The sequence below is a fragment of the Salsipaludibacter albus genome (assembly GCF_019798055.1).
GTDB classification, from domain to species: domain Bacteria; phylum Actinomycetota; class Nitriliruptoria; order Nitriliruptorales; family Nitriliruptoraceae; genus Salsipaludibacter; species Salsipaludibacter albus.
This window is the reverse complement of the sequence record NZ_JAHOPH010000003.1, coordinates 204,648-218,712: the sequence shown is the minus strand read 5'-3', so window position 1 is coordinate 218,712 and position 14,065 is coordinate 204,648. Positions and strand designations below refer to the sequence as shown.

10 protein-coding genes are annotated in these 14,065 nt (G+C 72.3%); 3 read left to right on the top strand and 7 right to left on the bottom strand.

Annotation, left to right across the window (positions count from 1 at the left end; translation table 11 throughout):
• From KR546_RS03795 to KR546_RS03785, 3 genes are all read right to left on the bottom strand, one after another.
• The coding region (locus tag KR546_RS03795) for an NAD(P)H-hydrate dehydratase (protein ID WP_238443364.1) at nucleotides 1-1,435 on the bottom strand (1,435 nt) is incomplete at its 3' end.
• Nucleotides 1,436-1,523: 88 nt separating this feature from the next.
• A complete protein-coding gene (locus tag KR546_RS03790; protein WP_238443363.1) occupies nucleotides 1,524-2,438 on the bottom strand; it encodes a hypothetical protein in 915 nt (304 codons plus the stop codon).
• On the bottom strand, nucleotides 2,419-4,146 hold the full coding sequence (locus KR546_RS03785; protein WP_238443362.1) for an NAD(P)/FAD-dependent oxidoreductase: 1,728 nt from the start codon (nucleotides 4,144-4,146) through the stop codon (nucleotides 2,419-2,421). The genes KR546_RS03790 and KR546_RS03785 overlap by 20 nt, the downstream gene beginning before the upstream one ends.
• A gap of 460 nt (nucleotides 4,147-4,606) precedes the next feature.
• Here KR546_RS03785 and KR546_RS03780 point away from each other — a divergent pair, with 460 nt between their 5' ends.
• Nucleotides 4,607-6,667, top strand: coding sequence for a M6 family metalloprotease domain-containing protein (locus tag KR546_RS03780; protein WP_238443361.1), 2,061 nt, complete (start codon nucleotides 4,607-4,609; stop codon nucleotides 6,665-6,667).
• A 114-nt stretch (nucleotides 6,668-6,781) separates the two neighbouring features.
• Nucleotides 6,782-8,449, top strand: a complete 1,668-nt coding sequence (locus tag KR546_RS03775; protein ID WP_238443360.1) for a DUF885 domain-containing protein — start codon at nucleotides 6,782-6,784, stop codon at nucleotides 8,447-8,449.
• Between the two features lie 43 nt (nucleotides 8,450-8,492).
• On the opposite strand, the gene glmS is transcribed toward KR546_RS03775, so the two are convergent.
• From glmS to rplM, 4 genes are all read right to left on the bottom strand, one after another.
• Nucleotides 8,493-10,346: a glutamine--fructose-6-phosphate transaminase (isomerizing) gene (gene glmS, locus KR546_RS03770; protein ID WP_238443359.1), complete on the bottom strand. Its 1,854-nt coding sequence runs from the start codon at nucleotides 10,344-10,346 to the stop codon at nucleotides 8,493-8,495.
• Between the two features lie 154 nt (nucleotides 10,347-10,500).
• Complete coding sequence (gene glmM / locus KR546_RS03765) at nucleotides 10,501-11,868, bottom strand: phosphoglucosamine mutase (RefSeq protein WP_238443358.1); 1,368 nt, start codon at nucleotides 11,866-11,868, stop codon at nucleotides 10,501-10,503.
• A gap of 155 nt (nucleotides 11,869-12,023) precedes the next feature.
• On the bottom strand, nucleotides 12,024-12,410 hold the full coding sequence (gene rpsI / locus KR546_RS03760) for a 30S ribosomal protein S9 (protein WP_238443357.1): 387 nt from the start codon (nucleotides 12,408-12,410) through the stop codon (nucleotides 12,024-12,026).
• A gap of 76 nt (nucleotides 12,411-12,486) precedes the next feature.
• Nucleotides 12,487-12,921 carry a 50S ribosomal protein L13 gene (gene rplM, locus KR546_RS03755; RefSeq protein ID WP_238443356.1) on the bottom strand — a complete coding sequence of 145 codons (435 nt, stop codon included), beginning with the start codon at nucleotides 12,919-12,921 and terminating at the stop codon, nucleotides 12,487-12,489.
• Between the two features lie 307 nt (nucleotides 12,922-13,228).
• On the opposite strand from rplM, the gene KR546_RS03750 reads away from it, so the two are divergent.
• Complete coding sequence (locus KR546_RS03750; protein ID WP_238443355.1) at nucleotides 13,229-14,062, top strand: ABC transporter ATP-binding protein; 834 nt, start codon at nucleotides 13,229-13,231, stop codon at nucleotides 14,060-14,062.
• Nucleotides 14,063-14,065: the final 3 nt, after the last annotated feature.

The following is a 14,065-nucleotide window of genomic DNA, read 5'->3' as shown; positions in this document are numbered from 1 at the left end:
CGTCGGCGATGGTCGGGGGCGCGACGGCCGTCCCCAGCAGGCCGGCCAGGACGTCGCCGCTGCCACCCGTCCCCAGCTCCGGCCCGCCCAACGGGGTCACCCAGGCCCGCCCGTCGGGTGCGACGACCAGGGTCCCCGGTCCCTTGGCCACGATGGTCGCGTCGTAGCGTGCCGCGAGTTCGGGAACGCGCTCGACCCGCCGCACCCACGCGTCGGGGCCGTCCTCTCCTCCCCCGATGCGTGCGAGCTCGCGCTGGTGCGGTGTCAGGACCAGCTCGCCGTCGTGGTCGGCCAGCGCGGCGGGGTCGTCGCGGAACACGTTGATCGCGTCGGCGTCCAGCACCACGCGCCGGGCACGGGCCAGGACGTGCTCGACGACGGCCCGCGTCCCGTCGACCGGGCCGAGGCCGGGACCGACCACGACCGCGTCGTAGGCGTCCACGTCCTCGAGGTCGTCGACCGCACCGGCGGCGACGTGCTCACCGGAGTGGGGCAGGCGCCGGGTCATGGCCGCGGGGACGACCGGGGCCACGACCCGCTGGATGTGGGCCGGGGTGGCCAGGGTGACCAGTCCCCCACCGGCCCCCAGGGCGGCCCGCGTGCACAGGATCGCCGCGCCGGCCGTGCCGACGCTGCCTGCCACCACCAGGACGCGCCCGTGCGCGACCTTGTCGGCGTCCGGCGCAAGGGGCGAGGGGGCGGCCCCGGCGGCCGTTAGGGCGTGCCAGTCGGGGTGGGCGTCCCAGTGCGGGCCGAGGTCGCCGACGACGACGGTGCCGGCCCGCCAGCAACCCGGCGCCAGGACCAGCCCACGCTTGTGCATCCCCATCGTGACGGTGACGTCGGCGGTCACGGCCGGGTCGTGCACCACGCCGGTGTCGGCATCGACCCCGGTCGGCACGTCGCAGGCCACCACCGTCACGTCCTCGGCCGACCGGACGTCGCCGATCGCCACCACCACGTCGGCGAAGGCGCCGCGGGGCGCGCCGGTGGCGCCCGTCCCGAGCAGGCAGTCGACGACCACGTCGGCCCCCGTCAGGACCGACCAGGGATCGTCGGGCAGCACCACGACCCGCCCGCCAGCGGCGAGCCAGGCATCGCGGTGGGCGGTGGCCTCCTGCGACAGGCCGGCGTCGAGATCGGCCAGGGACAGCACGGTCACGTGGGCGCCCCGCCTGGCCAGGCGGGGCGCAGCGGCCCAGCCGTCGCCCCCGTTGTTGCCCTTCCCGACCACGACCACCACCCGCAGCCCGTAGCCGTGGCCAGCCGCGGCCAGCACGCCGTCGGCGAGGGCACGCGCCGCTCGGTCCATCAGGCCGGCCCAGGTCGCCCCGGCGGCCACCGCGGCCTCGTCACCGGCCGCCGCCTCGGCGGCTCCCACGAGCGGCAGGGCGCCAGCGGACTCGTCGATCGGTCGCACGTCGGTGGTGGTCACGCCCGCCCATTCGTCGGCTGTCCGGCACGGTAGGCGGGCCGCCGGGTCGCCTGCCCCCTGGCCACCACTGGTCGGCGGCGCCACGGGCTCACGACGCGCCGGGCCGAACTCCCCCGGCCCTGCTTCCACGCAGGGCGGCCGCGCCGACGACGAGCGCGCTCAGCAGGAACACCAGGTAGGTCCACGACGACGGTCGGTTCCAGTCAGGCGTCGTCGGATACCGCAGCAGGGCGACGGCCTGGAGCAGGGCGAACACGGTCCACGCCCAGCCCGCCGGCCGGAGACGATCGAGATCGTCCTCCACCAGGGCGTGGAGGGCTGCGACGGCGAGGCTCGTCAGCCAGGCGCCGATGGCCCGGGCCGTCAACGGCGTGAGCTCCCACGGCCAGGCGGGCAACGCCCACGTGGGGGCGACCAGCAGCGGCATGCCCGTGCCGGCCAGGACGGCGGCCTGGACGACGACCAGGGCGCGAAGTCCTCGGCCGAGGGGCGCCACCCGCGGCGGGTCCCCACCCGGCACCCGAGCCTGGCGCCACCACACGACGACCATCAGCACCGGCACGACCGCGTAGACCACGATCCACGCCCAGGTGACCGCCCGCGTGGCCAGCTCGAGCTCAGCGTCGAGGTGGAAGCGGTCGAGGTGGACCAGCGTGACGACCAGGGTCAGGCTCGTGAACACGAACACCGTCGGCACGGCGATCCTCGCGCGGTGCCACTGCCGTCGACGACCGGCACTGAGCTCGAAGGCTGCACTGGCCCAGTAGGACGCGCCGAGGAACGCCGCGGTCAACGACGGCTCGATCGTCCACGCGAAGTACCGGTCGGTCCGCTCGGAGAAGACGAACAGCTGGATCCCGGCGAGGAAGACGAGCACGGCGGCGACCAGGAGCAGGATCCGCATGGAGGGCAGGAGGGGCCGTCCGACTGCCTCGTCGGATCCGCCGGTCGGAGCCTGCCGGGAGCCCTCGGACGACGACGCGTCATCCCGGGTGGCCGGCACGCGGCACCTCCTCGAGCCTGGCGTGGACCTGCTGGATGGCCATGGCTCCGGCGCCGACCGCCGAGGCCACCCGCTTGACCGAGCCGGCGCGGACGTCCCCCACGGCGAAGACGCCGGGCAGGTTGGTCTCGAAGACCATGGGTCGTCGGTCCAGCGGGAAGTCCCCGACGGCGGCGCCGACCTTGACGGCGCCCCACTCGTCCCGCTCCACGACGTCGCCGAGCCAGTCGGTGTGGGGCTGGGAACCGATCAGCACGAACAGGCCGTCCGCGGGGACCTGCTCCTCGTCGCCGGTGTCGCGATGACGCAGCACCAGGCCCTCGAGCCGATCGTCGCCGAGGCCAGCCACCGCCTCGGTCCGGTACCGCACGTCCGCGTTGTCGGTCGCCGCGATCAGGTTGACGAGGTACTCGGACATGCTCTCGGCCAGGCCCGACCCACGGACCAGCAGGGTCACGTGTGCAGCGAACTTGGCCAGGTGGGCCACCGCCTGGCCGGCGGAGTTGCCGCCGCCGACGACCCAGGCGCGCTTGCCGGCCATGGACGGCGCGGCCCAGGTCCCGGCGCCGTAGCTGACGCCGCGGCCCTGGAGACGATCCAGCGACGGCACCCCCAGTCGGCGGTAGCTGACCCCCGTGGCGACCACGACGCAGGACGCCCGGACCACGCTGCCGTCGGACAGGCCGAGCAGGACGTCGGAGCCGTCGACCGCCAGCGACGTCGCGGCCCGCATGAAGTGGAACCGTGCACCGAACGACCACGCCTGCTGGAAGGCGGTGAACGCCAGCTTGTCTCCGCTCACGCCCTGCAGGAAGCCGGGATAGTTGCGGATCTTGCTGGTCGTGCCGGCCTGCCCCCCGATCGCCAGTTGCTCGATCACCAGCGTGTCGAGCCCCTCCGAGGCCGCGTACACGGCAGCAGCCAGCCCCGCCGGTCCGGCCCCGACGATGGCGACGTCGACGTGGACGCCCTCGGGCAGGGGATCGGTGATCCCGAACGCGTCAGAGATCTCGAGGTTGGTGGGGTCCTGCAGCACCGTGGGAGGGTCGGTGAACTCCAGGACCACGACGGGCAGCGCCGGATCGTCCAACCCCAGCGAGGCCAGCGCGCCGGCCCCGGCCGGCGACGTGACGTCGACGAAGCCGACCGGGATGTGGTTCTGGCCGAAGGTGTCCCGCAGCTCCTGGACCCGCGCCGACTGCTCGCCGACGAGCCGCACGGCCTCCCGGCCCCCACCACGCCCGATCGCCCACTCCTCGAGGGCCTGGCAGATGATCCCGTGGAACTCCTCGTCGGGTGGGCTGTCGGGCCGCACGAGGTACAGGTCGATGTCCCCGGCCTCCAATGCCGCGAACATCGCGGCCCGGCGCTCCCAGTTCCCCCACCTGACCACCACGCCGCGCTTGGCGGCAGGGTGGCGGGACCGCACGCGTGACAGGAACTCCAGCGCATCCTCGTCCGCAGCCGTGAAGGCGCACACGACGAGCGCCACCGGCCGGCCCGTGGCCTCCCATGCGTCGATCTCGCGTTCGCCGGCTTCGGGACCGTCCACCACGCGCACGTCGTAGTCCGCCGAGTAGCGATTTCGGACCTCCCGACCCACGACCCGGCGCGTGTGGTCGTCCCGTCCCACGACCAGGATCGCCGCGTGGCGGGCGTCGACCTCCCGATCGGCCTCGGCTGCATCGTGACCACCCATTGCTGCCATCGGATCCCCCGTTCCCTGTCCGACGCCCGGGCCTCGCAGGACCAACCGCCCATTCGGGTCCAGGACGACACTGCGTCGGACCCTAGGCGCCCAGCCCCGACCAACCGGCCCGACAGGCCAACGACGGGGGCGGGCCGGGCGCGAGCCGCACATCAGGCGCCCGGCACCGACGTTCGGCTGGCCGCGGATCGACCGGCACATGACGGCACGAGCGCGCGGGCCGCACGATTTGTCGGGCCGGTCCCCCGAAGTCCGTCGACACACGGTCGAAGCCCCACGTCACGCCGCATGTCCCACACGGGCCACCAATCGCGGGTTGGTGGGCTTTTGGCGTGGATCGGGACCCTTCACCCGTGCCCGAGCCGCGGGGCACGGGTGGACGCCACCCTGTTCGAGCCCGTATGGGCGATCTAGGTTCCTCGGTACCTGCATTCCCACCCCCCGACCAGGGAGCCCCCCGATGCATCCACCCCCCCGTACCCGATTCCGGGCCGTGCTCGCCACGACCGGCGCACTCGTCCTGACCGCCCTGCTTTCCGTGCCTGCCGTGGCCGCACCACCGACCCTCGACGACATCGTCGACCCGGTCGATCCCCAGGACTGGGAGAACCCCGATGACATGACCTGGGACGACTACACCGCCGTCCCGGGCATCGACTGGGCCGACCCGTCCCGTCGCGGTAGCGAGCGCGACTTCAACATCGCGCTGGTGATGGGGGACTTCTCCGACCAGCCGTTCCTGATCACCCAGGCCGCCGGCACCCACCCGTTCGGCAACCCGCAGCCCGTCGCGGAGAACGTCGCGCCCGAGGACGTGGCCCAGTTCTACGAGGACCTGCTCAACACGCCCAACGACCTCAACAACGGCCACACGCTGCACGAGTACTGGATGGAGGACTCGGCCGGGCGCTACGGCGTCGAGCTGACCGCCTTCGGCGGCTACCGGTTGCCCGGCAAGCTGCACGAGTACGGCCTGGTCGGCACCGGCCAGAACGGCGCGGGCTGCCCGGCGGGTGACTCGTGCAACAAGTCGATCCGTGGTGACCTCGGCGGACTGTGGGAGGACGAGGTCGGCGAGGACCTGGCCGACAGCTTCGACCTGGTGTTCTACATGACCGCCGGACACGACGAGTCGGGCACCTGGCAGGAGTTCGGCGAGATGATGTTCCAGACGCCGGAGGACGTGACCGACGAGTTCGGCCCCCCGGACGTCTCGCTGCCCAACTGGGTCGTGACCCGCTACGTGCCGTGGACGTCGTGGCTCGCCGGGTCCAACCACTGGCCCAACGCCGGCGGTGGCTCGTCCACGCAGGCCGAGAGCTCCGGCGCGGGCGTCTACGCCCACGAGCTGAGCCACCTGCTGGGCATCGGCGACAACTACAACAACCCGTACGCCACCACCCTCAGCCGGTCGTACTCCGGCATCTGGGAGATGCTGTCACGGGGCAGCTTCAACGGCCCCGGTGGTCCCCACCGCCGCTGGGTCGTGCCCGCCACCGAGGGTGGCTCGATGGGCTCGCACCACATGCTCCGCAACAAGATCGAGCTGGAGATGGTCGACGAGGAGGAGGTCCTGCGCGTCACCCGTGACGGACTGGCCGACTCCGGCCTGGTCATCGCCGAGGTCACCGCCCGCGAGGTCCCGCTGGGCGACGAGTTCGGTCGCAGCGGGCTCAAGGGCCTCAACGTCGACCTTCGTGCCGACGGCTTCGGTGGCGACCTCAGTCCCAGCTGCAGCCTGAACGACGACTGGCGCTGCGACCGTGGCTCCTTCGACAACTACACCCTCGAGGTCGTCGACCGGATGGGCTCGGACTCGTTCACGCCGGACTCCGGCGTGCTCATGGCCAAGACCAAGGACCGCGACCGGGCACCCTTCATCTGGGTGATCGACGCCAACCCCGAGGACATCGAGCTGGTCGACTTCCTGCGCCCCGACGGGACCCCCGCCATGGTGTCGCTGGGCGACTACCGCCAGTTGGCCGACGGCCTGTTCAAGGCCGGCACCGACTCGGGCAGCCAGGACGAGTACGTCGACGAGGACAACCGCCTGCACCTGTACGTGCTGGACACCCGTCGCGACGACGAGGGCGTCCTGCACTACACGGTGGCGGTCCGTTCGCTGGACGGCTCGGGTCCCCACACCCGCGGGGTCGAGGCCGCAGCAGGCGCTGCCGAGGGTGGCATCCTGCCGGGCTTCGCCACGACCTGCAGCTTCCCCGTGACCAACACGGGTGAGGCGGTGGACGTGAGCGGCACCCAGCCCGAGGACGTCGCGGACGAGGTGGACGGCGACGTCTACCGCCTCTCCGCCGAGGCGACCGACGGCTGGGAGGCCTGGCTGCCCCACGAGCTGGTCGGCGTCGACAACGGCGACACCGTCGACGTCCCGGTCCGGGTCATCCGCGACCCGCAGGACGCCCCGCGCACCACGGTCACGCTGGAGGTGACGTCCGAGAGCGACCCGGGCGTGACGACCACGGCGACCTGCACCGTGCGCCCGGGCGACACCCGCCCGTGACCGCACGCACCTGAGCACCACCTCCGGCCCCGGGCTCCACGCCCGGGGCCGGAGTCGTCCCGGCCCGATGGTCCCCGTATCGTGGACGCCCACACGACCTGGAGCAGACATCAGATGGACGACGCCACGCGGCTGGACCGGCTGGCCGAGGAGTACTGGGACCGGGCGATGGCCACGTCGCCCACCACGGCCACCCTGTTGGGCGACCACCGGTTCGACGACCGGCTGCCCCGGCTGGACCCCGACTCGCTGCAGCAGCAGCGCGACGACCTGGTCGCGACGGCGTCGGCGGCCCGGGCACTCGACCTGGACGACCCGTCGGACCGGCTGACCCGTGACCTGCTGGTCCACGAGGCCGACGAGGGGATCGCCCACCTCGACCTCGAGATCCAGACCGGCGCGATCGACCCGTTCCTGGGCGTCCACACCGGCCTGGTGCAGGCAGCGTCACAGACCGGCGCGGCGACCGCCGAGCAGGCCGACGCCCTGCTGGAACGCCACCGCCAGGTGCCACGGCTGTTCGACGAGGTCGCCGCCCGCAACCGCGACAGGATGGGGCGTGGGCTGACCCCGGCCGCGATCTGTGTGGAGCGCGTTGTCGGCCAGGTCGAGGCCTACCTCGCCAGCGACCTCGACGACGACCCGTTCGTGGCCATCACCGTGCCCGACGAGGTGGCGGACGACTGGCGCGACCGGATGCGCACCCTCGTCGACGAGGTGGTCCGACCGGCCTACGCCGCCCACCTCCAGTTCGTGCGCGACGAGGTCCTTCCGGTGGCCCGCGACGACGAGCACGTCGGCCTGATGCACCAGCCCGGTGGCGACGAGCGCTACGCGACGCTGGCCCGGATGCACACCAGCCTCGACGTCGACCCCGAGGAAGTCCACCAGATCGGCCGGATCGACGCCGAGGAGGAACTGCCCCGCGAGTGGGACGAGATCGGTCGTTCCGCGCTGGGCGTCGGCGACCTCCCCACGCTGTTCGAACGTCTGCGCACCGACGAGGACCTGCGCTACGCCGACGGCGACGCGATGGTCGCGCATGCCGAGGAGGTCATCGAGCGGGCCTGGGCCGCGATCGACGGCTGGTTCGCCGCGCGTCCGCAGGCACCGTGCCAGGTGAAGCCGGTCCCGGCGTCGCTGGCTCCCGCGATGCCGCCGGCGTACTACTTCCCCCCGGCCGAGGACGGCTCGCGGCCCGGCACCTACTTCATCAACACGCACGAGGCCGACGAGCGCGGTCGCTACCTCTACGAGGGGATCGCGTTCCACGAGGCCATCCCGGGCCACCACTTCGACCGGACCCTGGCCCAGGAGCTGACCGACGTCCCCACGTTCCGCCGGTACGGCAGCCACACCGCCCACGCCGAGGGCTGGGGCCTGTACACCGAGCGACTCGCGGACGAGATGGGGCTGTACTCGTCGGACCTGGACCGGCTCGGGATGCTCAGCGCCGACGCGTGGCGGGCAGGACGGCTGGTGGTCGACACCGGGCTGCACGCCAAGGGCTGGTCACGCCAGCAGGCCATCGACTGGATGGTGCGGTGGACCCCCATACCCCGCGCGGTGATCGAGCAGGAGGTGGACCGCTACATCGGGATGGCCGGCCAGGCCCTGTCCTACAAGATGGGCCAGCGCCACATCTTCCAGCTGCGGTCCGAGGCCCAGCAGGCACTGGGACCCGACTTCGACATCGCCGCCTTCCACGACGCCGTGCTGGTCCGCGGCGGCATGCCCCTGGACCTCCTCACCGCCTCCGTCCACGACCAACTCGGGATGTGACGCAGAGGCGTCCCGGGAGCGCGCCCGTCGGGCGCGCTCCCGGCTACTCCACCGTGACGGTCTTGGCGAGGTTGCGGGGCTGGTCGATGTCCTCGCCGCGGGCCACCGCGACGTGGTAGGCGAACAGCTGCAGCGGGATCGCGGCCAGGATCGGTGAGGCGAGCTCGTGGCTGGCCTCGGGCAGGGTGACGAGGTCGTGGGCGTGGGCCTTGAGGTCCCCCTCGAGGCCGTCCGTGCCGATCGCGAGGACCGAGGCACCCCGGGCGCGGACCTCCTGGATGTTGGAGACCATCTTGGCGAAGGTGTGGCCGGCCTGGGCCAGTGCCACGACCAACGAGCCATCCTCGATCAGCGCGATCGGGCCGTGCTTCATCTCCCCGGCCGGGAAGGCCTCGGCGTGCTGGTAGGAGATCTCCTTGAGCTTGAGCGCACCCTCCATCGCGATCGGCAGCCCGACGTGGCGCCCGATGAACATGGTGTAGGGGACGTCCGCGTACTGCTGCGCCAACCGGGCCATCGTGTCGTCGAGCTCGAGCACCTGGCGGACCTGGTCGGGCAGGCGCTGCAGGCGCGACAGGATGTCGCCGATCTCCGACGAGAACACCCGTCCGCGCGCCTGGCCCAGGTACAGGCCGATCACCAGGAAGGCAGCCAGCTGGGTCGTGAACGCCTTGGTCGAGGCGACCGCGACCTCGGGCCCGGCGTGGGTGTAGAAGACCGCGTCGGACTCCCGGGCGAGGGTCGACCCGACCACGTTGACCAGCGCCATGACCGGCGCGCGCTGGTCGCGGGCGTGGGTGGCGGCGGCCATCGTGTCGGAGGTCTCGCCGGACTGGGACACCGCGATGACCAGCGTGTGGGGGTCCAGGATCGGGTCGCGGTAGCGGAACTCCGAGGCGACCTCGACCTCGACCGGCACGCCGGCCCAGTGCTCGATCGCCAGCTTGCCGACCATCGACGAGTACAGCGAGGTGCCGCAGGCGACGATGAACACCTTGTCGATGCGGCCGAACTCCCCCTCCTCGATCCGGCACTCGTCGAGGTGCAGGCGCGGCGTGCCGGACGGGCCCTCGGCCGGTCCGAGCCGGTCCCGCAGCGTGTCGGCGATCGCCTGGGGCTGCTCGTGGATCTCCTTGAGCATGAAGTGCTCGTAGCCCTGCTTCTCGGCGGCGTCGAGGTCCCAGTCGACGTGGTAGTCGTGGGCCTGGGTCGGGGCGCCGTCCAGGTCGGTGACGACCATGCCCTCGGGGGTCAGCTCGGCGACCTGGTCGTCGAGCAGCGCCGAGACGTCGCGGGTGTGGGTGATCATCGCGGCGACGTCGGAGGCGCAGTAGCCGACCCCGTCGGCGTGGCCGATGATCAGCGGCGCCTCGCGCTTGGCCACCACGATCATCCCGGGCGTGTCGGCGTGCTGGACACACAGGGCGAACGCGCCCTGCAGCCGACGCACCACGGCACGCACCGCGTCGGGCAGGGTGGCACCGCCCTCGACCTCCGCGGCCACGAGGTGGGCAACGACCTCGGTGTCGGTCTCGGAACTGAACTCGGCGTCGGGCAGGCCGGCCTTCAGCTCCTCCCAGTTCTCGATGATCCCGTTGTGCACCACGGCCACGCGCTGGTCGGGGTCCGAGTGCGGGTGGGCGTTGCGGTCGGTCGGGGCGCCGTGCGTGGCCCAGCGGGTGTGGCCGATCCCGGTGGCACCGACCAGCGACTCGTCCTCGAGCGCTGCCTCGAGGTTGGCGAGCTTGCCCCCACGCTTGACGATCTGGAGCGGCGCACCCCCGTCGGCGAGCACGACGCCAGCGGAGTCGTACCCGCGGTACTCGAGGCGTCGGAGGCCACGCAGGATCACGTCCAGGGCGTCCTCACGACCGGTCACGCCGACGATTCCGCACATCTCGCACTCCTTGGGGAGGGGTCCGCCCACCCGATGGCTCCGCCGGGCCACGTGACACGCACCAGCGCGTCCGGGACGGTTCCACCGAAGGCTATCCAGCAGGCCCCGCCACCCCGGACCAGCGAGCCCGGTCGTTCAGTCCGTCGTCAGGACGTCAGACGGCCTCGTCCAGGGAGAGGGTGGAGCGCACGACGTCGGCGATCCGGTCGGCGGCCCCGCTGGCCTGCGCGGACGTGCGCGCCTCCACCATCACGCGGATGATCGGCTCGGTGCCCGACGAGCGGACCAGCACCCGTCCGGCGTCGCCCAGCTCCTGCTCGACCTCGGCGATGACGTCCTCGACGGCGGCGGCGTCCGCGAGGCGATGCTTGTCCACGCCCTCGACGTTGACCAGCACCTGTGGCAGCCGCTCCATGACCGTGGCCAGGTCGGCCAGGGACCGCCCGCTCCCGGCCATGACGCCCATCATCTGGATCGCCGTCTGGATCCCGTCGCCGGTCGTGCCGTGGCGCAGGTCGATGACGTGGCCGGACTGCTCGCCCCCGAGGGTCACCCCCTGCTCGCGCAGCGCCTCCAGGACGTAGCGGTCCCCCACCCGGGTCTCGACGACGGTGATGCCGTGGGCGTCCATGGCCCGGCGGAAGCCGAGGTTGGTCATCACGGTGGTGACGACGGTGTCGTCGACCAGGTCGCCCGCGTCGCGCGCCGCGACGGCCAGCATCGCCAGGATGACGTCCCCGTCCACCTCGGCGCCATCGGCGTCGACCGCGATCAACCGGTCGGCGTCCCCGTCGTGGGCCACCCCGAGGTCGGCGCCGTGCTCGACGACCGCGGCCTGCAGGGACTCCGGGTGCGTCGACCCGCAGTTGTCGTTGATGTTGCTGCCGTCCGGCTCGGCATGGAGCGTCACGACCCGGGCCCCCAGTCGCTCGTAGGCGACGGGCGCGAGTGCCGACGCCGCCCCGTTGGCGCAGTCGACGACCATGGTGATCCCGTCGAGCGGGGTCCCGAGGTCCACGAGGTGGTCCAGGTAGGCGGTCACGAGCGCCGTGTCGACCCGGGTGGTGCCGAGGTCGGTCCCCACGGGTCGTGGCGCGTCCCGGCCGGACCGGCCGTCGGGACGTGACAGCAGCATCTCGAGGCGCGACTCCTCGCCATCGGTCAACTTGAACCCGTCACGCCCGAAGAACTTGATCCCGTTGTCGGGCATCGGGTTGTGGGAGGCAGAGACCACCGCCCCGGCGGCCGCGTCGGTGCTGGCGGTGGCGTGCGCGACGCCCGGAGTGGTCACCACGCCCAGGTCGACGACGTCACCACCCGCCGAGTTCATGCCGGCCGACAGTGCGGCGGCGAGCATCGGTGAGGACCAGCGAGGATCGCGGCCCAGGACGATGGTCGGGCGCTCGGAGGACTCCTCGCGCAGGACCCGGACGACCTGGCGACCGAGGTGCAGGGCGAACTCCGGCGTGATGTCGGTGTTCGCACGACCGCGCACACCGTCGGTGCCGAAGATCCGACCCATCCGTCCACCTCTCGTCCATCTCGCCCGGCCGGGCGGGGCTCGTCCTGCCGGGTCCGGGGTCGCGCCCGCTCAGTGCCGGCCGCGAACCCCGCCACATGGCACCGGCGTCGCCCCCGCGTGGGTGGACGACGCCGGATGCGGCACGTTGTGGCTGGTCAGCGCTTGGAGTACTGCGGCGCGCGACGGGCCTTCTTGAGACCGTACTTCTTGCGCTCGACCTTGCGGGCGTCCCGGGTCAGCAGGCCGGCGGCCTTGAGCGGGGGACGCAGGTCGGGGTCGATCTCGATCAGGGCGCGGGCGATCGCCAGCCGCAGGGCACCGGCCTGGCCGGTGGTCCCGCCGCCGTGGAGCCGGGCGCGGACGTCCCACTGGCCGTACTGCTCGACGACCTGGAACGGCTCGGTGACGTGGTTGCGCAGCTTCTCGGTCGTGAAGTAGTCCTCGAACTCGCGGCCGTTCAGTTCGAACGTGCCGGAGCCACGGGAGATGCTGGCGCGAGCGACCGCCGACTTGCGACGACCGACGTGGATGGTGGAAGACATGTCTTCGTCCTCATTCGTGCCGTGGGTTGTCCCGCCGAGGCGGTTTTGTCACGGTCTGGGTTGGAGCGTGCGTGGTTCAGACCCAGTCGGGCAGCGGCTGCGGCTGCTGGGCCTGGTGGGGGTGGTCCGGACCGGCGTAGACCTTGAGCTTGGCGCCCATGGACTTGCCGAGCTTGTTCTTGGGGAGCATGCCGTTGACCGCGGTCTCGAGGATCCGGGTCGGCTGCTTGTCGAGCATCTCGGCGAAGGGCACCGACTTGAGGCCACCCGGGAACCCGGAGTGGCGGTGGTAGACCTTGTCGGCCGCCTTCTCGCCGGCAAGCTCGACCTTGTCGGCATTCACGACGACGACGTAGTCACCCATGTCGAGGTGTGGCGCGAACGTCGGCTTGTGCTTGCCGCGCAGGACGGTGGCGATCCGGGTCGCGAGGCGACCGAGGGTCTGGCCCTCGGCGTCCACGACGAACCAGTCCCGGGTGATGTCCTTGCCGCTGGGGCTGAAGGTCCGCATGGAGACGCCTTTGCGATTGCGGGGTGGGAATCGGGAGTTCGGGCGGTACGGCACGACTCGTCGGCGCACGGGGCGGGTGCAGCGGACTGGTGGTCCGAAGCGTCGCGTCGCGGGCCCGAGGTGGTGCGGGGCGGGGCGACGGCAGGTGGGCTCGGCGCCTGGGCCGGGGAGCCCTCCGAGCACGTGAACGCGGCCCGGTGGGGCCGCGGCGAGACAAGGGTAGCGACCGCGCCGAGGGCCGGTCAACCCGAGGCGACGTGACAGTCGACTTGACAGTCGCGTGGCAACTTAGGTTAGCCTTACCTCCATGACTTCGACCCTGGCTCCCCGCGCCCTGCCGGCACTGACCGGACAGGACCTGTGCCTGGCCTACGACGACCTGGCAGTGGTCGAGGCCGTCGACATCGCGATCGTGCCCGGACGCGTCACCGCGCTGCTGGGCCCGAACGGTTCGGGCAAGTCCACCGTGCTGCGGGCGCTGGCACGACTGCATCACCGGCAGGCAGGATCGATCGCCCTGGCCGACGTGGGTGACGTCGACCTGCTGTCGGCCCGCGACTTCGCCCGGCACGTGACCCTCCTGAGCCAGTCGCGACCGACCCCGGGTGGTGTGCGCGTCCGCGACGTCGTCGGGTACGGCCGCCATCCCCACCGGTCCGGATGGCGTGGGGGCGACCCCGACGGATCCGCAGCCGTCGCTCGCGCCATGGACCTGACTGGCACCACGGCGATGGCCGACCGGGGTGTCGACGAACTGTCGGGCGGAGAGCGCCAACGGGTCTGGTTCGCGATGTGCCTCGCCCAGGACACCGCGACGCTGTTGCTCGACGAACCGACGAACCACCTCGACCTGCGCTACCAGGTCGAGGTGCTCGACCTGGTCCGGGACCTGGCCGACGACCACGGAGTTGCCGTCGGGGTCGTCCTCCACGACCTCGACCAGGCAGCCGCCGTGGCCGACGACGTCGTCCTGCTGGCCGACGGGGGCGTGCACGCGGCGGGTCCGCCGGGCGACGTGCTGACGGGCCCCGTCCTGGAGGCCGTCTACGGCATCCCGATCGAAGTGCACCACGACCCGGCCGGCCGGCTGCACCTGCGACCGGTGGGACGACACGACCGCGCGACGGTCGGTCCTGGCTGACTG